The sequence below is a fragment of the Pseudomonas sp. CFBP 8772 genome (genome assembly GCF_014841665.1).
Classification (GTDB): domain Bacteria; phylum Pseudomonadota; class Gammaproteobacteria; order Pseudomonadales; family Pseudomonadaceae; genus Aquipseudomonas; species Aquipseudomonas graminis_B.
On sequence record NZ_JACYUI010000004.1, the window covers coordinates 121,575 to 141,158 of the forward strand.

The window sequence follows — 19,584 nt, forward strand, 5'->3', positions numbered from 1 at the left end:
GTCAGCCGGGAAGAGGCCTGTATGTACGCCATCAATCTCGCGGCGTGACACCCGACACATTCCCGGTTAAACCCCATCGCGCCGAAACGGAGCTGATTACATCTCCACCTGCGTACCCAGTTCGATCACGCGGTTAAATGGCAGCTTGAAGAACCTCAGATTGCCGTTGGCGTTCTTCAGCATGAACGCGAACAGACCCTCGCGCCAGCGGGCCATGCCCTCCAGTTTCGACGAGACCACGGTTTCGCGACTGAGGAAGTAGGTCGTGCGCATAGGGCTGAAGTCGAGCTCCTTCAGGTGACACAAGCTCAGCGCTGCCGGTACGTCCGGCTCGTCGATGAAGCCGAAGTGCAGAATCACGCGATAGAAGCCCTCGCCAAACGCCTCGACCTCGAAGCGTTGCGCTGCCGGCACGCGCGGGGCGTCTTCGTACACAACGGTCAGCAATACAACTTGTTCATGCAGCACCTGGTTGTGCAGCAAATTATGCAACAGCGCATGGGGCACGGCGTCCGCACGCGCCGTCAGAAACACTGCCGTACCCTGAACGCGATGGGGCGGCTGCACGCGAATACTGCTGATGAAGATCGGCAGCGGCAGACCCCCTTCGTCGATGCGGTCCACCAGCAGTTGCTTGCCGCGCTTCCAGGTGGTCATCAGGATGAACAGCGCAATGCCCGCCAGGAACGGGAACGCCCCGCCCTGCAGGACTTTTGGCACGTTCGCCGCGAAGAACATGCCGTCCACGAACAGGCATCCGGCCAAAATCGGCACCGCGATCAGCGGTGGCCACTTCCAGGCCAGCAGCATGACCGCCGCCACCAGAATCGTCGTGCAGAGCATCGTGCCGGTCACCGCCACGCCGTAGGCCGAGGCCAGCGCGCCGGAAGACTCAAAGCCCAGCACCAGCAGGATTACCCCAACCATCAGCGCCCAGTTCACCGCGCCGATGTAGATCTGCCCTTGGGCGTCGCTTGAGGTGTGCTGGATGTACATGCGCGGGATATAGCCGAGCTGAATCGCCTGCAGCGTCATCGAGAACGCCCCGGAGATCACCGCCTGCGAAGCAATAATGGTCGCCAGGGTCGACAGCGCGATCAACGGCAACAGCGCCCAACTCGGCGCCAGGAGGTAGAACGGGTTGCGCACCGCTTCCGGGTCCTGGATCACCAGGGCGCCCTGACCGAAGTAGTTCAGCACCAGCGCCGGCAATACCAGCGCGAACCACGCGCGCGAGATCGGCTTGCGACCGAAGTGGCCCATGTCCGCGTACAGCGCCTCGGCGCCGGTCAGCGCGAGTACTACGGCGCCCAGGACCGATACGCCAATGCCGGGATGATCGATAAAAAAGCGAACCGCCCACACCGGATTGACCGCGTGCAGCACTTCCGGCTGCTGGAGGATGCCGTGGACACCGAGCACGCCGAGGGTCACGAACCACAGCACCATGATCGGGCCAAACATCACGCCGATCCGCGCGGTGCCGTGACGCTGAATCAGAAACAGCGCCACCAGCACAACCAGAGAAATCGGCACCACCCAGTGCTCAAGCCCGTCAAATGCCAGCTCCATGCCCTCGACCGCCGACAACACGGAGATCGCCGGGGTGATCATGCTGTCGCCGTAAAACAGCGCTGCGCCGAACAGGCCAAAGACGATCATGCTCGCCTGCAGCTTCGGGTATTTGGCTGAAGCCCTTCGCGCCAGCGCCGTGAGCGCCATGATGCCGCCTTCGCCGTCATTGTCGGCACGCAGCACCAGGGCCATGTATTTGAAGGAGACCACCCAGATCAGTGACCAGAAGATCAGCGACAGAATGCCCAGTACGGCGTCGTGACCGGCTTGCACGCCGTAGCCGCCGACGAACACTTCTTTAATGGTGTACAGCGGGCTGGTACCGATGTCGCCATAGGCTACACCCACCGCGCCCACCAGCAGACTCAGCGGTTTTGCCGAAGAATGCCCGACCCCTGCCTGACTCGTTGCGTGACCCATTTACCACTCCTGAAACCATGACTCGATCACCGCGATCCGGCGTTGTCGGATTGACCTGCGCCGCACCGGTAAATTCCGATGCGCCCGGCCCACTTGGGGCGCCGGGCGTAACGCCGCGAAGCATAGCGCAGCACTCGTCGTAATTCTCTGTATAACACTGGTCAATCGTTCGACGCGCCGCTAGAATTGCGCACTTTTTGATCAGAGGCGCCCCAAGCGCCCAGTCAATGCTTCGGCTATTCGCCGGGCATCCTACGCCGAGGTTAGTCAATGTCCACCGTCACCACGTCCGCCGCCCCGAAGGTCGGCTTTGTCAGCCTCGGTTGCCCGAAGGCCCTGGTCGATTCCGAGCGCATCCTGACTCAGCTGCGCATGGAAGGCTATCAGGTCGTTCCGACCTACCAGGACGCTGACGTGGTCGTGGTCAACACCTGCGGTTTCATCGACAGCGCCAAGGCCGAATCCCTCGAGACCATCGGCGAAGCGCTGGCCGAGAACGGCAAAGTGATCGTCACCGGCTGCATGGGCGTCGACGAAAGCGTCATCCGCAACGTGCACCCGAGCGTACTGGCCGTGACCGGTCCGCAGCAGTATGAGCAAGTGGTCAATGCCGTCCATGACGCCGCGCCGCCAAAGCTCGATCACAACCCGCTGATCGATCTGGTACCGCCGCAAGGGGTCAAGCTGACCCCGCGACATTACGCGTACCTGAAGATATCCGAAGGCTGCAACCACAGCTGCAGTTTCTGCATCATCCCGTCCATGCGCGGCAAGCTGGTCAGCCGCCCGATTGGCGACGTGCTCGACGAAGCCCAGCGGCTGGTCAAAGCCGGCGTGAAAGAGCTGCTGGTGATCTCCCAGGACACCAGCGCCTACGGCGTCGACATCAAATACCGCACCGGTTTCTGGAACGGCCAGCCGGTGCGCACGCGCATGACCGAGCTGTGCCAGGCGCTGAGTTCGCTGGGTGTGTGGGTGCGCCTGCACTACGTTTACCCATACCCGCACGTCGACGAGATCATTCCGTTGATGGCGGCGGGCAAGATCCTGCCGTACCTGGACATCCCGTTCCAGCACGCCAGCCCGAAGATCCTCAAGCTGATGAAACGCCCGGCCTTCGAAGACAAGACCCTGGCGCGCATCAAGAACTGGCGCGAGCAGTGCCCGGACCTGATCATCCGTTCGACCTTCATCGTCGGCTTCCCGGGCGAAACCGAAGAAGACTTCCAGTACCTGCTGGACTGGCTGACTGAAGCCCAGCTCGACCGCGTCGGTTGCTTCCAGTACTCCCCTGTCGAGGGTGCACCGGCGAATCTGCTGGATGCGCCGATCGTGCCGGACGACATCAAGCAGGATCGCTGGGACCGCTTCATGGCGCACCAGCAAGCCATCAGCGCCGCGCGCCTGCAGATGAAAATCGGCAAGGAAATCGAAGTGCTGATCGACGAAGTGGATGAACAGGGTTTCGTCGGTCGTTCGTTCTTCGACGCGCCGGAAATCGACGGCAATGTGTTTGTCGAAAGCGACCGTGACTTCAAGCCAGGCGACAAGGTCATGTGCCGCGTTGTAGATGCCGATGAGTACGACCTGTGGGCTGAGCCGATCTAAGGCTCAATTTCCAGCTCGACAGCGCTTCACCTCCAACAGCCCTGCCCGTAAAACGGCGGGGTTTGTTTTTTCTGGCTATCGTCCCCACATCAGGATCACTACCCAGGGAGCAGCGGCAATATGGCCCGGCACTCGGTCATCTATCTGCCCAGGCAGCACGACTTCGCCGAACTCACCCGGGTCTGGGAAGCCTCCGTGCGCGCGACCCATGACTTTCTGCCGGAGAACTACATCACGCTGCTGCGGCATCTGCTGGAAACCCAATACCTGGGCGCCGTGAACCTGTTCTGCAGCCGGGACTCGCACCTGCGCATCACTGGCTTTGCCGGCACCACGCCGGGCAAACTCGAAATGCTGTTTATCGCCCCTGAACACCGTGGCATGGGCCTGGGCAAGCAACTGCTGGACTACGCGATCGAGCATTTCCACATCACCGAGCTGGACGTGAACGAGCAGAACGCCCAGGCGCTGGGCTTTTATGAACGGCAGAGGTTTGAGGTGGTGGGCCGGGCGGAAGTCGATGGACTCGGTCGGCCGCATCCGATGCTGCGGATGCGGCTCAGGATCAGCTGAAGCTCAACCGAATCAACGCTTCAGGTTTTCCAACAGCACCTTGTTGAACTGCTGCGGATCCTGAATCTGCGGCGCATGGCCCAACCCGGCGAACTCCACCAGCGTCGCCTGGGGAATGCGCTTGGCGGCGGCCTTGCCCAGCTCCGGGTAATTGCCCAGCGTCTTGCGCAATGCCTCAGGCGCTGCGTCTTTGGCAATGGCGGTATTGTCCTTCTGGCCGATCAGCAACACGGTCGGCATCTTCAATTTCTCGAAGTCGTAGAACACCGGCTGATTGAAGATCATTCCGTAGGTCTGGGCAGAAGCTCGCGCCACCTCCTCTTTGCCTTTGCCGTTGAACATGCCGGCCTGCATGTTGACCCAGTGATCGAACTCGGGCCGCCATTCGTTGGCGTAATAGGTCGACTGCTGATACTTGCGAATGCTGCCGGCGTTGGTCTTCAGCTCCCGGGTATACCAGTCATCGAAGCTGCGATCCGGTACGCCTTTGGCTTTCCAGTCTTCCAGACCGATAGGGTTGACCAGCAGCAACTGGTCCACTTGCTCGGGGTACATCAGCGCAAAGCGCGTCGCCAGCATGCCGCCCATGGAATGCCCGACCACCGTGACGTGATCGATGCCCAGTTGGGTCAGCAGCGCTTGGGTGTTCTGCGCCAGTTGCTGGAAGGTGTATTTATAGTCCGCCGGCTTGCTGGAGCGGCAGAAGCCGATCTGATCCGGCGCGACCACACGATAACCTGCGCCCGTCAGCGCCTTGATAGTGCCTTCCCACGTGGCGCCGCAAAAGTTCTTGCCGTGGAGCAGCACCACGCTGCGACCATTGGCGGTGCCAGTCGGCTTGATGTCCATGTAACCCATCTGCACCGGTGCGCCTTGGGAATCGAAGCTGAAGTTCTGCGCCGGGAACGGGTACTGGAAGCCTTCCAGCTGCGGGCCGTAGGCCGGGGTTTGCGCAGCGAGTAGCGGCAGGCTGACAGTCATCAGCAGTGCGGGTAGCCATTTGGTCATGAATTCGCTCCAGACAATGTAGGAATAGAGAGCAGACCTGCGTCGCTCCCGGAAAAATCCATCGAGTGGAGGCTTATTCACCCGCCAATTTCAATGTGGCCGCGATTAACGGTGCCTGGGCGGGTACAATAGGCGCCTTTCCATTTTGTTACGGCTTTTCTCATGACTGACCCCATTCGCCTTTCCAAACGCCTGATCGAGCTGGTCGGTTGCTCCCGGCGCGAAGCCGAGCTGTTCATTGAAGGCGGCTGGGTCACGGTGGACGGCGTTGTCGTCGACGAGCCCCAGTTCAAGGTCGAAAACCAGACCGTGGTGCTGAATGCGGAAGCAAAAGCCGATACCCCTGAATCCGTCACCCTGCTGTTCAACGCGCCGGCGGGCATGGCCCCTGAAAGCGCCCTGGCGCTGATCACGCCCGGTACGTTGTCCGCCGACCACAGCATCGGCCGACGTCCGCTCAAAGGGCACTTCCTGCGCCTGGAATCTATTTCCACGCTGCAAGCCAACGCCAGCGGCCTGATGGTGTTCAGCCAGGACTGGAAAATCCTGCGCAAACTCACCGACGACCGCAGCAAGATCGAGCAGGAATACGTCGTCGAGATCTCGGGCGACATGGTTACCCACGGCCTCAACCGCCTGAACCACGGCATGACCTACAAGGGCAAGGAACTGCCCAAGGTCAAAGCCAGCTGGCAGAACGAAAACCGCCTGCGCTTCGCCATGAAAAACCCGCAGCCCGGGGTCATTGCCCAGCTGTGCGAAGCGGTAGGCCTGAAGGTTGTTTCGGTGCGACGTATTCGTATCGGCGGCGTGTCCATCGGCAAGGTGCCTGAAGGCCAGTGGCGCTACATGACCGACAAAGAAAAATTCTGAATCCCCTTTCTGAGCGCCCTATCGACTCTCGCGGGCGCTCATCTGCGAATCCCCAGGAAATACACGCACCATGATGAACAACGATGTACTGCGCAGCATCCGTTACATGCTTGATATCAACGACGCCAAAGTGGTCGATATCATCAAGCTCGGCGGGTTCGACGCTGACAAGGCCGATGTCATGGCCTACATGAAGAAAGACGAAGAGGAAGGCTTCGTGCCATGCAGCGACGAAGTCATGGCGCACTTCCTCGACGGTCTAGTGTTCTTCAAGCGCGGCAAGGACGAGAGCCGCCCGCCGCTGCCTGTCGAGCTGCCGATCACCAACAACATCGTTCTGAAAAAGCTGCGTGTGGCCTTCGAGCTGAAGGAAGACGACATGCACGCGATCCTCAAGGCGTCCGAGTTCCCGGTGTCCAAGCCTGAACTCAGCGCCCTGTTCCGCAAGGCGGGTCATACCAACTACCGTGTCTGTGGCGACCAGTTGCTGCGCAACTTCCTGCGCGGCCTGACCCTGCGCGTACGCGGCTAAGCGCTGCAGCTCCGTTGATGACCCAGGCCTACAGCGTTTCGCCGATCGGTTTCATGCGCTCGTGCTTCAAAGAGAAGTTTGCGATTCCCCGGCAGCCGCAACTGGCGCCTGCCGCGCGGGGCGTGTTGGAGTTGATCGCGCCCTTTGATCAGGGTGACGCCGTGCAGGGCCTGGAACAAGTCAGCCATGTCTGGCTGCTTTTTCTGTTTCATCAAGCCCTGGAGGACAAGCCGCGACTCAAGGTGCGCCCTCCTCGCCTCGGCGGCAATCAGTCGATGGGCGTGTTCGCCACGCGCGCCACCCATCGGCCGAACGGCATCGGTCAGTCGGTGGTCAAGCTGGACAAGGTCGAGGCCGGGCGCCTGTGGTTGTCAGGCATCGATCTGCTGGACGGCACCCCGGTGCTGGACGTCAAACCCTACGTGCCTTACGCCGATGTGATCGCTGATGCACGCAACAGCATGGCCGCTGCCGCGCCGGAGATGATTCCGGTGCAGTGGTCCGACCCGGCGCTGACCCAGGCCCGCGAACAGGGGTTGCGCCTCGAAGAACCCCTGATCGAGCTGATCGAGCAGTGCCTGGCTCAAGACCCGCGACCGGCCTACCAGACGCCCACGCCAGAGCGCCGCTACGGCGCGCAGTTCTGGGATCTGGACGTTCGCTGGCACTATCCGCAGCCGGGTGTCATTTGCGTGCTGGAGGTGGTTCCCGCCGCCGGTGGATAAACGACTGACGCCTGCCCACAAAAAAACCGCCTGGTCCGTGACCTCCAGGCGGTTTTTTTCAGACCCCAAAAATGCGGGTGCCTGTACTGACCTATTCGCCGATGACGTCACCCTCGCAGGGCTGCGAGGATGTTCATCGGCGATTGGGTCGTATCTGAATGGCGTTACTTCTCGACGAAGGCGCGCTCGATCAGGTAATCACCCGGCTCGCGCATCCGCGGCGAAACGGTCAGACCGAAGCTGTTAAGCACTTCGCTGGTTTCGTCGAGCATGCTCGGGCTGCCGCACAGCATGGCGCGGTCGTCCTGCGGGTTGATCGGTGGCAGACCGATGTCGCTGAACAGCTTGCCGCTGCGCATCAGGTCGGTCAGGCGGCCTTCGTTCTCGAACGGCTCGCGGGTCACGGTCGGGTAGTAGATGAGTTTGTCGCGCAGCATCTCGCCGAAGAACTCGTTTTGCGGCAAATGCTCGGTGATGAACTCGCGGTAAGCAACTTCGTTCACGTAACGCACGCCGTGGCAGAGGATGACCTTCTCGAAACGCTCGTAGGTTTCTGGGTCCTGAATCACGCTCATGAACGGCGCCAGACCGGTCCCGGTGCTGAGCAGGTAAAGATGCTTGCCCGGCTTGAGGTCATCCAGCACCAGCGTGCCCGTAGGCTTCTTGCTGATGATGATCTCGTCGCCTTCCTTCAGATGCTGCAGCTGGGAGGTCAGCGGGCCGTCCGGCACCTTGATGCTGAAGAACTCCAGATGCTCTTCCCAGTTCGGGCTGGCAATGGAGTAGGCACGCATGAGCGGGCGCCCGTTTGGCTGCTGCAGACCGATCATGACGAACTGACCGTTCTCGAAGCGCAGGCCAGGATCACGGGTGCACTTGAAACTGAAGAGGGTGTCGTTCCAGTGATGAACGCTGAGGACACGCTCGTGATTCATGTTGCTCATGGTACGTGGGAGCTCCTGATAAATAACGTGCGCCAGTCGATGCGCCATTGCGCGACATTCTAGTGGCAGACACAATATCTGTTAACTGAATTATCAAGATATGGGTTATCGGTTATATAGATATGCGATTTACTCTCCGTCAGCTCCAGGTTTTCGTCGCCGTCGCCCAGCAGGAAAGCGTTTCCCGCGCAGCGGTCCTGCTCTCCTTATCGCAATCGGCGGCGAGTACTTCCATCACCGAACTGGAGCGCCAGTCCAGCTGCCAGCTGTTCGACCGCGCCGGTAAGCGCCTGAGCCTCAATGCCACCGGCCGGCAACTGTTGCCCCAGGCCGTTGCGCTGCTCGATCAGGCGAAGGAGATCGAAGACCTGCTAAACGGCAAGTCCGGCTTCGGCTCGCTGGCGGTCGGTGCAACGCTCACCATCGGCAACTACCTGGCAACCCTCTTGATCGGCAGCTTCATGCAGCGCCACCCCGAGAGCCAGGTGAAGCTGCACGTGCAAAACACGGCGAACATCGTTCAGCAGGTCGCCCATTACGAAATCGATCTGGGCTTGATCGAAGGCGACTGCAGCCACCCCGACATCGAAGTGCAAACCTGGGTCGAGGATGAGCTGGTGGTGTTTTGCGCCCCTCAGCATCCGCTGGCCAAAAAGGGCCGGGCGTCACTGGAGGAATTGACGCGGGAAGCGTGGATTTTGCGGGAGCAGGGTTCGGGGACGCGCCTGACCTTCGATCAGGCCATGCGTCATCACCTGAACAGCCTGAACGTGAGGCTGGAGCTGGAACACACCGAGGCGATCAAACGTGCTGTGGAGTCAGGGCTGGGAATTGGTTGCATCTCGCGTCTGGCCCTGCGTGACGCTTTCCGTCGCGGCAGCCTCGTTGCGGTTGAAACGCCGGAGCTGGATCTGGTGCGCCAGTTCTACTTCATCTGGCACAAACAGAAATATCAGACGTCCGCTATCCGCGAATTCCTCGACCTCTGTCGCTCATTCACCGCCGGTGTTAACCGCAGCGACGAGATTGTGCTGCCGAGCATTGCCTGACGCGCAGCCCGGCTATAAAGGCGATTGTCAGCCCAGCAAGATCAGGCCCCAGACCACGGCAATCATGCTCAGCGCCACGAACTGTGCGGCGCTGCCCATGTCTTTGGCGTTCTTCGACAGCGGGTGGCGGTCGAGGGAAATCCGGTCAATCGCGGCTTCGATGGCCGAGTTCAGCAGTTCCACGATCAGCGCCAACAGGCACACCGCGATCAGGATCGCGCGCTCGCCGCGGCTGACATGAAACACGAAGGACAGCGGGATCAACACGACGTTGAGCAGCACCAGTTGACGGAACGCCGCTTCGCCCTTGAATGCAGCGGTCAGGCCGTCAAAGGAATAGCCAGACGCGTTGAGAATACGTTTGAGGCCGGTCTGGCCTTTGAATGGGGACGTCATAGGAAAACTACTGATGAATGAAAGCGGTGGAGGCTAGTGCGGCGACGGTCAAAAAAGTGTGAAGGTCAGCCGCGTAAAGCCCGGGTTTAGCCTGATTCGCGGGAATCAGCTCTGGGGAATGGATTCCAATTGTTGCAGCAGTAAAGCGGCCTGGGTTCGGGTGCGCACGTTGAGCTTGCGAAAGATCGCCGTGACGTGGGCCTTGATCGTGGCTTCCGACACGCTCAGCTCGTAGGCGATCTGCTTGTTCAGCAACCCCTCGCAGACCATCGTCAACACGCGAAACTGCTGGGGCGTCAGGCTGGCAAGGCCTTCGCTGGCGGCCTTGGCCTCCGGCGACACGCTGATGCTTTCGTTGACCTGCGGGGGCCACCAGACATCGCCATCCAGCACCGTTCGCACGGCCTTCTGAATGGTTTCCAGGGAACTGGATTTCGGGATGAAGCCGCTGGCGCCGAACTCGCGGGACTTGACCACCACCGCGGCCTCTTCCTGAGCGGAGACCATCACCACCGGGACTTGCGGGTACTGACCGCGCAACAGCACCAACCCCGAAAAGCCATAGGCGCCGGGCATGTTCAGGTCCAGCAGAACCAGATCCCAGTCAGACTTCTCGGTCAGTCGCGCTTCCAGATCAGCGATGCTCTCGGCCTCGACCAATCTGGCGTCCGGCCCGAGCCCAAGGCTCAGCGCCTGATGCAAGGCGCTGCGAAACAGGGGATGGTCGTCGGCAATCAGGATTTCGTATGGCATTTCATGATCCTGTAAGTGACTGAGCGCCGACGAATTCAACACCCAATGAGGTCACCCGCGACATCTTGACACAGGGACCGTACGTGAGCGGCGCCAAGGATGCCCAGCGAAGTCGGGGTGGTCAAGCCTGATGCTTTGCGGCAAAGTCTGCGCCCCCGACCTGACGAGTGCCATCATGCCAAACCATGCCCTGCGAGCGGACCTGCTCATGCTCCTGACCGCATTGATCTGGGGCACCGGCTTCGTCGCCCAGACCGCCGGGATGGATCACATCGGTCCCTATCTGTTCTCGGGTCTGCGGTTCGCGCTGGGCTCCCTCTGCCTGATCCCGCTGATTCTGCGCAATGCCAAGACGGCCCGCGTGCCGGAGCCCTTGCTCAATCGCGGCATGTTACGCGCCGGCATCATCATGGGCCTAGCGCTGGCACTGGGCATCAACCTGCAACAGGTCGGCCTGCTGTTTACCAGCGTGACAAACTCCGGCTTCATCACCGGCCTTTACGTGATTGTAGTTCCGTTGCTGGGCTTGCTGCTCGGGCATAAAACCGGGCTGGGCACCTGGCTGGGCTGCCTGTTGGCAGTGGTCGGCATGTGCCTGCTCAGTATCGGCGATAACTTTCACGTCGCTTCGGGGGATTGGCTGCAGTTGATCGGCGCGTTCGTGTGGGGTGCACACGTGGTGTTGGTCAGTTTGTTCGCCAGCCGCCACGACCCGATCCGTCTGGCTTTTTTACAGTTCGCCACCTGTTCGGTAGTGAGCCTGCTCCTGGCAGTCCTCTTCGAACCGATCGCCCTCAATGCGATCATCGATGCGGGCCCTTCCCTGCTTTATGGCGGCATCGTCGCGGTGGGCGTGGGTTACACGCTGCAAGTGGTCGCGCAGAAGCACGCCATTGCCTCCCATGCCGCCATCATCCTCTCTCTGGAAGCCGTGTTCGCCGCCATCGCCGGCGCCTGGATTCTGGGAGAGGCCTTGCAACTGCGTGGTTATATCGGTTGTGGATTAATGCTGGCGGGGATGCTGCTGGCGCAGTTGTGGCCGAAGAAAACTCTCGCCTGAGGTCATACTCGTATTGCGAGCCGTTTTAAGGCGGCTCGCGGGCGGCGACACAACTGATGAACTACTCGAGGTAACCCTTCAGCTCTTGATGGGCATCACTTAGCAAGTCGAGGGGCAACTGATTTTTAGCCCCTAAATAGTGCTGACTGAACACATCGAAATAACAGCTCAACGCAGAGCCTGCCTCAGTATCGCCGGCCAGATCGAAACACAGTGCGGCCACTTCAGCGGTACAGAGATGTTCGCTGCGGGTGGAGCGTCTCAACTTGTATCGTGAAAGCTTCTCGGGAACCAGGCTTAAAATCGGGATCGAATCAAAGTAAGCGCTTTTACGGAAGATCTTCCTCGCTTCAGTCCATGTCGCGTCAATCAGCACAAACAGCGGTCTCTTGTTCGGGTTAATCGTCACGGTGTTGGTAACGCGCTCCGCCGCTACGTATTCACCCGGGAACACCAGGTAGGGCTGCCATTGCGGATCATTGAGCAATGCAATCAGCTTTTCGTCGACCTCAGTGCGTGACCACACAAACGCATGGTTATCCTGAATCACGTCTGCTATCAGCCAACCGGTATTGCTGGGTTTGAATACCTCTTTTTTGGTCATGATGAGGCAAACCCCAGATCGTGCCTGGACCTTGGGACGCCACCTGCAAAGGCAGTGACTTTCGATCACTCGACAGCAATGGCACCTTGGCGCACGTGATCCGCGAGCCAGGAAAGGTTTCGTGCTCTCCTCCTCCCGCTCATCTCTCAGACGTGCGACCGAATTACCGTGAAAAACAGTCTGGGTCATTGAGGGGTAAGAAGGCAGTGACACGAGGGGCATCCGGCAGGTCGAAAAGTCGCGGCATTCTATCAGACGCAGGCCAAGGCGCCGTGCTCTCTGGTGTCCGCCAAGGCTCCTCCCCTATACTGCCCGGCCTTGAGAGCACTCACGCCCACAGTGAACGCCTCGGGATGTCGCCGGTCCAACGGCCAGCCTCTGCAACACCCGTCCACGCACCAGGAGAATTCAATGCTGCGCCTCATCGCCCCCACTCTCACGCTTTTGCTCGTCGCTCCACTGTGCGCCAACGCGGCGTCCAAGCAGGATTACGAACTGAGCCAGATGCTTGATAAAGTCGCGAAGGAAAGCAGTGTCGGCACCCCACGCGCCATCAACGAAGACATCCTCGACGAAGGCTACACCGTTGAAGGCAAGATGCTGATCAACCACCTGAGCGTGCAGTCCGGCCAGGCGGCTCAGATGCGCGAAAACCCGGACGACGTCCGCGGTCAGCTGGGCGGTAGCGTGTGCCGCAACGCCGGTTACCGCCAACTGATGGCCAAGGGCGCGATCCTGCGGTACCAGTTCACCGAATACAAAACCAACAAGCTCATCACCACCCAGGAAATCAAAGCGGCGGACTGCGCTGCCAAGCCCCCTGCCCACAAGAAGTGATGTAACGAGCTTTACGGGCTGCGCGTTTCGAGATCCTTTCAACGCGCAGTCCTGTTTCACCCTCCCTGGCTACATGCGTCATCCACTCCCTGCCCACTCAACATCTTTCGCACCCTGCCTTGATCGCGGATCGCAGAGCCTGCGTTTCGTTTCGCCTTGCCTGTTACGCCCCAACACACTTTGCGTGCAAGAAAGAGGTTGCCTGTCGCGCGGCTTGCCATCACTGTTTTCTCTGATTCTGCTGAAGGAGAAAGCGTGAATGCCGTACGTACCCAGTGACGCGTTGTCTCAACACTTTCAGAGCAACGGAAACGACCTCACCCTCAAGGTCGAAGAGCTCCTCGGTTCGGTCGCCCCGGACAGCCCCAATCTTCCGCTGTACCGCGACATGACCCTGACCGTCCTGCGCATGGCCCAGGACGACCTCAATCGCCGGAATGCCAAAATCACCCTGCAAGCGTTACGCGAACTGGAAAATGCTTTCCGGGTGCTCGAACGATTCAAAGGCCGGCGCAAGGTCACCGTGTTCGGCTCCGCCCGCACACCCCTCGAACATCCTGTTTATGCGCTGGCCCGTGAACTGGGCAAGCAGCTGGCCGCTTCGGACCTGATGGTCATCACCGGCGCCGGTGGAGGGATCATGGCCGCGGCCCACGAAGGCGCCGGTCTGGATCACAGCCTGGGCTTCAATATCACCCTGCCCTTCGAGCAGCACGCCAATGCGACCGTGGATGGCACCGGCAATCTGCTGCCGTTCCACTTCTTCTTCACGCGTAAGCTGTTTTTCGTCAAAGAGGCCGATGCGCTGGTGCTCTGCCCAGGCGGGTTTGGCACCCTCGACGAAGCGCTGGAAGTGCTGACGCTGATCCAGACTGGCAAAAGTCCGCTGGTTCCGATCGTGCTGCTGGATGCCCCGGGCGGGACCTTCTGGGAAGGAGCGCTCAGCTTCATCAGAAATGAGCTGGAGACGAACAAGTACATTCTGCCTACGGACATGAACCTGATGAAGCTGGTGTACAGCGCCGATGAGGCCGTCGCCGAGATCAACCGCTTCTACAGCAACTTTCACTCCAGCCGCTGGCTGAAGAACACCTTCGTCATTCGCATGCACCACGCCCTGAGCGAACAGGCGCTGAACGCCCTGCAGGACAGGTTTGTCGATCTGCGGTTAAGCGGCGACTTCCAGCAATTCGGGCATCAGGACGAATATGACGAAGCGCAGTTCAGCCATCTCACCCGTCTGGCATTCGCTTTCAACGGCCGCAATCATGGCCGCTTGCGCGAACTGGTGGACTGCATAAACCTGGAGGAAAACTGGGCAAGACCTGCGCACTCTCAGCAGGCCCGAGGGAGCGAGCCTGTGAAATCGATGTGACGGTGCATGCTTGAGGGCGCGTCTGCGCGCCTTCAGGCAGATCACGCGTCAGTCGTCGTTGCCCTTGCCACTCAGCAAACGACCAATCAGCTCGGGCGGGTATCCGCGATAACTCAGAAAGCGCATCTGCTGGCCACGCTCGCGAGCATCCCTGGGCAGTTGACCGCAGAACTTGCGCTGCCACAGCGCTTCCAGTTTCTCCCACCAGTCCACGCCGCACTCGCGCAGCGCTTGTTCGACGTCTGCACGCGGCAAGCCGCGTTGCCCCAGCTCTTCGCGGATACGCAAAGGGCCGTGGCCAGAGCGGGCACGGTAGGAAACAAAGCTTTCGAGGTATCGGGATTCAGACAGCAGACCCTCTTCCGTCAGACGGTCGAGCGCTGCATCAATCAATTCGGGAGGTGCGCCGCGCTGACGCAGTTTGCGCGTCAGCTCGACACGACCATGCTCGCGTCGTGCGAGCAGGTCCATTGCAGTACGCCTTACAGCGACGGGCGTATCAAGCACAGCTGGCATGGCGGTGATCAGATGTCCGCGTCAGCTTCGACTTCAGCCACATCGTCTGCCGCTACGCGGGACGACTGGGCCTTCACATCAGGCGCTGCCGTCAGCAGCTTCTCGCGAATCTGCCTTTCGAGGGTGGTACCGATTTCCGGGTTGTCCGCCAGGAACTTCGCGGAGTTGGCCTTACCCTGACCGATCTTGCTGCCCTGGTAGCTGTACCAGGCACCGGATTTCTCCAGCAGACCGTGCAGCACGCCGAGGTCGATGATCTCGCCGTTACGGTAGATGCCCTTGCCGTAGAGAATCTGGAACTCAGCCTGACGGAACGGCGGAGCCACCTTGTTCTTGACGACTTTGACGCGGGTTTCACTACCGACGACTTCGTCGCCTTCCTTGACCGCGCCCGTGCGACGGATGTCCAGACGGACCGATGCGTAGAACTTCAGCGCGTTACCACCGGTAGTGGTCTCCGGGCTGCCGAACATCACGCCGATCTTCATACGGATCTGGTTAATGAAGATAACCAGGCAGTTGGCAGTTTTGATGTTACCGGTGATCTTACGCAGCGCCTGGGACATCAGTCGGGCTTGCAGGCCGACGTGCATGTCGCCCATTTCGCCTTCGATTTCAGCCTTTGGCACCAGAGCGGCAACGGAGTCGACGACGATGACGTCGATCGCGTTCGAACGCACCAGCATGTCGGTGATTTCGAGGGCCTGTTCGCCGGTGTCTGGCTGGGAGACCAGCAGGTCATCGACGTTGACGCCCAGCTTGCCGGCGTACTCTGGATCGAGCGCGTGCTCGGCGTCGACGAATGCGCAGGTGGCGCCCATTTTTTGGGCTTCTGCGATGACGGACAGAGTGAGGGTAGTTTTACCCGAAGATTCCGGGCCGTAGATTTCAACGATCCGGCCTTTTGGCAGGCCACCGATACCGAGTGCGATATCGAGGCCCAGCGAGCCGGTGGAGATAGCAGGAATAGCCTGGCGGTCATGGTCACCCATGCGCATTACGGCACCTTTGCCGAATTGACGCTCGATCTGACCCAAGGCCGCAGCCAAGGCTTTCTTCTTGTTGTCGTCCATTGAATCCTCTCGTAATAGGTTAGGCCTTGACGGCCGATATAACTGTATAAGTAGCCAGTATTATTCCACAGGGTCCGACGCGCGCCTACCCCTGATTTGGTATTTCTCCGCGAGAGAGCCGGACAAGCCCCTCTAGCGCGGCGATCACCGTTTGTCGGCGGACCGCATCGCGGTCACCTGCAAATAGAAACCGCTCGGCGATCAATCGTTCCGCCACACCCCAGCAGACCCACACCGTGCCCACGGGTTTCTCCAGCGAGCCCCCGTCCGGCCCGGCCACGCCGCTGACCGCGACCGAAAACTGCGCGCCGCTGTTGGCCTGCGCGCCCCTTGCCATGGCCTCGACCACTTCGCGACTGACGGCACCGACTTGCACAAATAACGCTTCCGGCACTGCCAGTTGTCGGGTCTTCTGCCGGTTGGAGTAAGTGACATACCCGGCCTCGAACCAGGCCGAGCTCCCCGGGATTCGGGTGATGGCTTCGGCGATACCGCCTCCGGTGCAGGATTCGGCCGTGCTGACCTGCGCGCCTGTTGCCAACAGTTGCTGGCCCAGGGTTGCTGCCAGATGGGTAATGTCATCCACGGGAGATTCTCCGTATCGGTCGAGGCGAAGCAGACACGCTACACCAGCCGGGTCGATCTGCAACACAGGACGCGACCTGAATCCGGATCACGCCTGCAAGACACTTATTTGCGCTCCGGTTTTTCGGGGCAGGGTTTCTTGACGGTTTCCACGATGGTTTCCCGTGGACGTCGCTTGGCCTCCTCCAGAGGGATGAAACGGCCGTTGGTTGAATCTCGTCCTCGCTTGCGTTGCATGGTGCAATCCTTGTCGATGATGCCGCCTCCAGTCGGGCGGTGCTCGACATCCTAGCCAGCTCGAAGCGCTTCGTGTCGGTTCGGAAACGCGCCGTGACGAATCAGCCGGACCTGCGGCCCGCGAACGTGCGTGGTAACCTTGCCGCCATCGCAAAAGCAATCGGACATGACGTCGAGCCACGTAGGTGGAATCCACGTCGTCGCCCGAAACTTGCCTCAATCTCCTACAGAATTTGCCTAAATAACTGATGAATAAAGCAATTTCCGACCTCTCCTCGCACACCCCCATGATGCAGCAGTACTGGCGGCTGAAAAATCAGCACCCCGACCAGTTGATGTTTTATCGCATGGGTGACTTCTACGAGATCTTCTACGAAGACGCCAAGAAGGCGGCCAAGCTGCTCGACATCACGTTGACCGCCCGGGGCCAGTCAGCAGGGCAAAGCATTCCCATGTGCGGCATCCCCTATCACGCAGCGGAAGGCTATCTGGCCAAGCTGGTGAAATTGGGCGAGTCCGTGGTCATCTGTGAACAGATCGGCGATCCAGCGACCAGCAAAGGCCCGGTTGATCGTCAGGTGGTGCGCATCATCACGCCGGGCACCGTCAGCGACGAAGCGTTGCTGGACGAGCGTCGGGATAACTTGATCGCCGCCGTGCTGGGCGACGAGCGCCTGTTCGGCCTTGCCGTGCTCGACATCACCAGCGGCAATTTCACGGTGCTGGAAATCAAGGGCTGGGAAAACCTGCTGGCCGAGCTTGAGCGTATCAACCCGGTGGAACTGCTGATTCCCGATGATTGGCCCCAGGGCCTGCCAGCAGAAAAACGCCGCGGTGCCCGTCGTCGCGCGCCGTGGGATTTCGAACGCGATTCGGCGCACAAAAGCTTGTGCCAGCAGTTCTCCACTCAGGACCTGAAAGGCTTCGGCTGCGAGAACCTGACCCTGGCAATCGGCGCGGCCGGCTGTCTGCTGAGTTACGCCAAGGAAACCCAGCGCACGGCATTGCCTCACTTGCGCAGCCTGCGCCATGAGCGCCTCGACGATACGGTGATTCTGGACGGCGCCAGCCGTCGCAATCTGGAACTCGACACCAACCTGGCGGGCGGGCGCGACAACACACTGCAATCGGTCATGGATCGCTGCCAGACCGCCATGGCCACGCGCCTGTTGACCCGCTGGCTGAACCGGCCATTGCGCGATCTGCGCATCCTTCAGGCCCGGCAGGAATCAATCGGTTGCTTCCTTGAACGCTATCGCTTCGAGAACCTGCAGCCGCAACTGAAAGAAATCGGCGACATCGAGCGCATTCTCGCGCGCATCGGCCTGCGTAACGCCCGTCCCCGTGACCTCGCGCGTCTGCGTGATGCCCTGAGCGCGTTGCCCGAACTCCAATTGGCGCTGGCAGAGCTTGAAGCGCCGCACATTCAGCAATTGGCGAAAACCGCGAGCACCTACCCGGAGCTCGCCGACCTGCTGCAACGCGCAATCATCGACAATCCGCCTGCCGTCATTCGCGACGGCGGCGTACTGAAGACCGGTTACGACGCCGAGCTCGACGAGTTGCTGTCCCTGAGCGAGAACGCCGGGCAGTTCCTGATTGATCTTGAAACACGGGAGAAGGCGCGCACCGGGCTGGCCAACCTCAAGGTCGGCTACAACCGCGTGCACGGCTACTTCATCGAGCTGCCGAGCAAGCAGGCGGAACAGGCGCCGGCCGATTACATCCGCCGTCAAACGCTCAAGGGCGCCGAGCGTTTCATCACCCCCGAGCTCAAGGAATTCGAAGACAAGGCGTTGTCGGCCAAGAGCCGCGCGCTGGCTCGGGAAAAAATGCTGTACGAGACGCTGCTGGAAGACCTGATCGGGCACCTTGCGCCGCTGCAGGACACCGCCGCGGCGCTGGCCGAGCTGGATGTGCTGAGCAACCTGGCCGAGCGGGCGTTGAATCTGGACCTGAACCGTCCGCGTTTCACCGATGAGCCGTGCATGCGCATCGAGCAGGGTCGTCACCCGGTGGTGGAGCAGGTTCTGTCGTCGCCTTTCGTGGCCAACGACCTGGACTTGAACGACAGCACGCGCATGCTGGTGATCACCGGTCCTAACATGGGCGGTAAATCCACCTACATGCGCCAGACCGCTCTGATCGTGCTGCTGGCGCATATCGGCAGCTTCGTGCCGGCGGCGAGCTGCGAGCTTTCGCTGGTCGACCGTATCTTCACGCGGATCGGTTCAAGCGATGACCTGGCCGGCGGACGCTCCACCTTCATGGTGGAAATGAGCGAGACGGCGAACATTCTGCACAACGCCACCGACAAAAGCCTGGTACTGATGGATGAAGTCGGACGTGGCACCAGCACCTTCGACGGGCTCTCGCTGGCGTGGGCGGCGGCGGAATGCCTTGCCCAGCTGCGTGCGTACACGCTGTTCGCCACGCACTACTTCGAGCTGACGGTGCTGCCGGAGAGCGAGCCGCTGGTGGCCAACGTGCATCTGAATGCCACCGAGCACAACGAACGGATTGTCTTCCTGCACCGCGTGCTGCCGGGCCCGGCGAGCCAGAGCTATGGCCTTGCCGTGGCGCAACTGGCCGGCGTGCCAGGGCGCGTCATCACCCGGGCCAAGGAGCATCTGTTGCGTCTGGAGACCACCAGCCTGCCCCACGAACAGCCCAAGGCCAAGCCGGGCAAACCGCCGCTACCGATGCAGAGCGATATGTTCGCAAGTTTGCCGCACCCTGTTCTGGACGAGTTGTCGAACCTGAAGATCGACGACCTGACGCCGCGCCAGGCGCTTGAGTTGTTGTATTCGATGAAAACTCGCATCTAACGTGATTCGTAAC

At 60.5% G+C, this 19,584-nt stretch carries 20 protein-coding genes; 10 read left to right on the plus strand and 10 right to left on the minus strand.

What is annotated here, in order from left to right:
• Positions 1-96 precede the first annotated feature (96 nt).
• Positions 97-1,995 (minus strand): potassium transporter Kup, encoded by a 1,899-nt coding sequence (locus IFT99_RS10475; RefSeq protein WP_065989764.1) that lies wholly within the window; start codon positions 1,993-1,995, stop codon positions 97-99.
• 270 nt (positions 1,996-2,265) lie between these two features.
• Between IFT99_RS10475 and rimO the strand changes: the two genes are divergently transcribed.
• Together rimO and IFT99_RS10485 are read left to right on the plus strand one after the other, a co-directional pair.
• A complete protein-coding gene (gene rimO / locus IFT99_RS10480; protein ID WP_065989766.1) occupies positions 2,266-3,603 on the plus strand; it encodes a 30S ribosomal protein S12 methylthiotransferase RimO in 1,338 nt (445 codons plus the stop codon).
• A gap of 120 nt (positions 3,604-3,723) precedes the next feature.
• Complete coding sequence (locus IFT99_RS10485; RefSeq protein WP_192132130.1) at positions 3,724-4,176, plus strand: GNAT family N-acetyltransferase; 453 nt, start codon at positions 3,724-3,726, stop codon at positions 4,174-4,176.
• A gap of 12 nt (positions 4,177-4,188) precedes the next feature.
• Here IFT99_RS10485 and IFT99_RS10490 read toward each other — a convergent pair whose 3' ends face one another.
• The gene (locus tag IFT99_RS10490; RefSeq protein ID WP_065989770.1) at positions 4,189-5,184 is read right to left on the minus strand and encodes an alpha/beta fold hydrolase; all 996 of its coding nucleotides are present in this window, start codon (positions 5,182-5,184) and stop codon (positions 4,189-4,191) included.
• 162 nt (positions 5,185-5,346) lie between these two features.
• On the opposite strand from IFT99_RS10490, the gene IFT99_RS10495 reads away from it, so the two are divergent.
• The 3 genes from IFT99_RS10495 to tsaA all read left to right on the plus strand — a co-directional run bounded on the left by IFT99_RS10495 (position 5,347) and on the right by tsaA (position 7,314).
• A complete protein-coding gene (locus IFT99_RS10495; protein ID WP_192132132.1) occupies positions 5,347-6,057 on the plus strand; it encodes an rRNA pseudouridine synthase in 711 nt (236 codons plus the stop codon).
• Between the two features lie 70 nt (positions 6,058-6,127).
• A complete protein-coding gene (locus tag IFT99_RS10500; protein WP_192132134.1) occupies positions 6,128-6,589 on the plus strand; it encodes a DUF1456 family protein in 462 nt (153 codons plus the stop codon).
• Between the two features lie 17 nt (positions 6,590-6,606).
• Positions 6,607-7,314, plus strand: a complete 708-nt coding sequence (gene tsaA / locus IFT99_RS10505; protein ID WP_192132136.1) for a tRNA (N6-threonylcarbamoyladenosine(37)-N6)-methyltransferase TrmO — start codon at positions 6,607-6,609, stop codon at positions 7,312-7,314.
• Between the two features lie 164 nt (positions 7,315-7,478).
• Here the strand turns inward: tsaA and fpr are convergent, their stop codons facing one another.
• Positions 7,479-8,258, minus strand: a complete 780-nt coding sequence (gene fpr / locus IFT99_RS10510; RefSeq protein ID WP_065989778.1) for a ferredoxin-NADP reductase — start codon at positions 8,256-8,258, stop codon at positions 7,479-7,481.
• 122 nt (positions 8,259-8,380) lie between these two features.
• On the opposite strand from fpr, the gene IFT99_RS10515 reads away from it, so the two are divergent.
• Complete coding sequence (locus IFT99_RS10515) at positions 8,381-9,307, plus strand: LysR family transcriptional regulator (protein WP_065989779.1); 927 nt, start codon at positions 8,381-8,383, stop codon at positions 9,305-9,307.
• A gap of 27 nt (positions 9,308-9,334) precedes the next feature.
• Here IFT99_RS10515 and IFT99_RS10520 read toward each other — a convergent pair whose 3' ends face one another.
• Both IFT99_RS10520 and erdR read right to left on the minus strand, forming a co-directional pair.
• Positions 9,335-9,703 carry a diacylglycerol kinase gene (locus IFT99_RS10520; RefSeq protein ID WP_065989780.1) on the minus strand — a complete coding sequence of 123 codons (369 nt, stop codon included), beginning with the start codon at positions 9,701-9,703 and terminating at the stop codon, positions 9,335-9,337.
• A 105-nt stretch (positions 9,704-9,808) separates the two neighbouring features.
• Positions 9,809-10,456 (minus strand): response regulator transcription factor ErdR, encoded by a 648-nt coding sequence (gene erdR / locus IFT99_RS10525; protein ID WP_065989781.1) that lies wholly within the window; start codon positions 10,454-10,456, stop codon positions 9,809-9,811.
• A gap of 175 nt (positions 10,457-10,631) precedes the next feature.
• Here erdR and IFT99_RS10530 point away from each other — a divergent pair, with 175 nt between their 5' ends.
• The gene (locus IFT99_RS10530) at positions 10,632-11,516 is read left to right on the plus strand and encodes a DMT family transporter (protein WP_065990259.1); all 885 of its coding nucleotides are present in this window, start codon (positions 10,632-10,634) and stop codon (positions 11,514-11,516) included.
• Between the two features lie 61 nt (positions 11,517-11,577).
• Here IFT99_RS10530 and IFT99_RS10535 read toward each other — a convergent pair whose 3' ends face one another.
• Complete coding sequence (locus IFT99_RS10535; RefSeq protein ID WP_192132493.1) at positions 11,578-12,309, minus strand: tRNA-uridine aminocarboxypropyltransferase; 732 nt, start codon at positions 12,307-12,309, stop codon at positions 11,578-11,580.
• A gap of 222 nt (positions 12,310-12,531) precedes the next feature.
• On the opposite strand from IFT99_RS10535, the gene IFT99_RS10540 reads away from it, so the two are divergent.
• Both IFT99_RS10540 and IFT99_RS10545 read left to right on the plus strand, forming a co-directional pair.
• Entirely contained in the window at positions 12,532-12,957 is a 426-nt protein-coding gene (locus tag IFT99_RS10540) for a quorum-sensing-regulated virulence factor family protein (protein WP_065989783.1), read from the plus strand.
• Positions 12,958-13,216: 259 nt separating this feature from the next.
• Positions 13,217-14,332, plus strand: coding sequence for an LOG family protein (locus IFT99_RS10545; RefSeq protein WP_192132138.1), 1,116 nt, complete (start codon positions 13,217-13,219; stop codon positions 14,330-14,332).
• Positions 14,333-14,380: 48 nt separating this feature from the next.
• Here the strand turns inward: IFT99_RS10545 and recX are convergent, their stop codons facing one another.
• From recX to IFT99_RS26465, 4 genes are all read right to left on the minus strand, one after another.
• Positions 14,381-14,848 carry a recombination regulator RecX gene (recX, locus tag IFT99_RS10550; protein WP_192132140.1) on the minus strand — a complete coding sequence of 156 codons (468 nt, stop codon included), beginning with the start codon at positions 14,846-14,848 and terminating at the stop codon, positions 14,381-14,383.
• An 8-nt stretch (positions 14,849-14,856) separates the two neighbouring features.
• On the minus strand, positions 14,857-15,921 hold the full coding sequence (gene recA, locus IFT99_RS10555) for a recombinase RecA (RefSeq protein ID WP_065989790.1): 1,065 nt from the start codon (positions 15,919-15,921) through the stop codon (positions 14,857-14,859).
• An 85-nt stretch (positions 15,922-16,006) separates the two neighbouring features.
• On the minus strand, positions 16,007-16,507 hold the full coding sequence (locus IFT99_RS10560) for a CinA family protein (protein ID WP_192132142.1): 501 nt from the start codon (positions 16,505-16,507) through the stop codon (positions 16,007-16,009).
• A gap of 104 nt (positions 16,508-16,611) precedes the next feature.
• Positions 16,612-16,743 (minus strand): hypothetical protein, encoded by a 132-nt coding sequence (locus IFT99_RS26465; RefSeq protein WP_265386899.1) that lies wholly within the window; start codon positions 16,741-16,743, stop codon positions 16,612-16,614.
• A 260-nt stretch (positions 16,744-17,003) separates the two neighbouring features.
• On the opposite strand from IFT99_RS26465, the gene mutS reads away from it, so the two are divergent.
• Entirely contained in the window at positions 17,004-19,571 is a 2,568-nt protein-coding gene (gene mutS, locus IFT99_RS10565) for a DNA mismatch repair protein MutS (protein WP_192132495.1), read from the plus strand.
• Positions 19,572-19,584 lie beyond the last annotated feature (13 nt).

Coding starts and splice junctions, on each gene's coding strand:
- IFT99_RS10490 (WP_065989770.1), bottom strand. CDS start 5,184: ATGACCAAATGGCTACCCGCACTGCTGATGACTGTCAGCCTGCCGCTA.
- IFT99_RS10545 (WP_192132138.1), top strand. CDS start 13,217: ATGCCGTACGTACCCAGTGACGCGTTGTCTCAACACTTTCAGAGCAAC.
- rimO (WP_065989766.1), top strand. CDS start 2,266: ATGTCCACCGTCACCACGTCCGCCGCCCCGAAGGTCGGCTTTGTCAGC.
- IFT99_RS10485 (WP_192132130.1), top strand. CDS start 3,724: ATGGCCCGGCACTCGGTCATCTATCTGCCCAGGCAGCACGACTTCGCC.
- fpr (WP_065989778.1), bottom strand. CDS start 8,258: ATGAGCAACATGAATCACGAGCGTGTCCTCAGCGTTCATCACTGGAAC.
- IFT99_RS10475 (WP_065989764.1), bottom strand. CDS start 1,995: ATGGGTCACGCAACGAGTCAGGCAGGGGTCGGGCATTCTTCGGCAAAA.
- IFT99_RS10515 (WP_065989779.1), top strand. CDS start 8,381: ATGCGATTTACTCTCCGTCAGCTCCAGGTTTTCGTCGCCGTCGCCCAG.
- recA (WP_065989790.1), bottom strand. CDS start 15,921: ATGGACGACAACAAGAAGAAAGCCTTGGCTGCGGCCTTGGGTCAGATC.
- tsaA (WP_192132136.1), top strand. CDS start 6,607: ATGACCCAGGCCTACAGCGTTTCGCCGATCGGTTTCATGCGCTCGTGC.
- IFT99_RS10535 (WP_192132493.1), bottom strand. CDS start 12,309: ATGACCCAGACTGTTTTTCACGGTAATTCGGTCGCACGTCTGAGAGAT.
- IFT99_RS10500 (WP_192132134.1), top strand. CDS start 6,128: ATGATGAACAACGATGTACTGCGCAGCATCCGTTACATGCTTGATATC.
- IFT99_RS10540 (WP_065989783.1), top strand. CDS start 12,532: ATGCTGCGCCTCATCGCCCCCACTCTCACGCTTTTGCTCGTCGCTCCA.
- recX (WP_192132140.1), bottom strand. CDS start 14,848: ATGCCAGCTGTGCTTGATACGCCCGTCGCTGTAAGGCGTACTGCAATG.
- IFT99_RS10520 (WP_065989780.1), bottom strand. CDS start 9,703: ATGACGTCCCCATTCAAAGGCCAGACCGGCCTCAAACGTATTCTCAAC.
- IFT99_RS10530 (WP_065990259.1), top strand. CDS start 10,632: ATGCCAAACCATGCCCTGCGAGCGGACCTGCTCATGCTCCTGACCGCA.
- erdR (WP_065989781.1), bottom strand. CDS start 10,456: ATGCCATACGAAATCCTGATTGCCGACGACCATCCCCTGTTTCGCAGC.
- IFT99_RS26465 (WP_265386899.1), bottom strand. CDS start 16,743: ATGCAACGCAAGCGAGGACGAGATTCAACCAACGGCCGTTTCATCCCT.
- IFT99_RS10495 (WP_192132132.1), top strand. CDS start 5,347: ATGACTGACCCCATTCGCCTTTCCAAACGCCTGATCGAGCTGGTCGGT.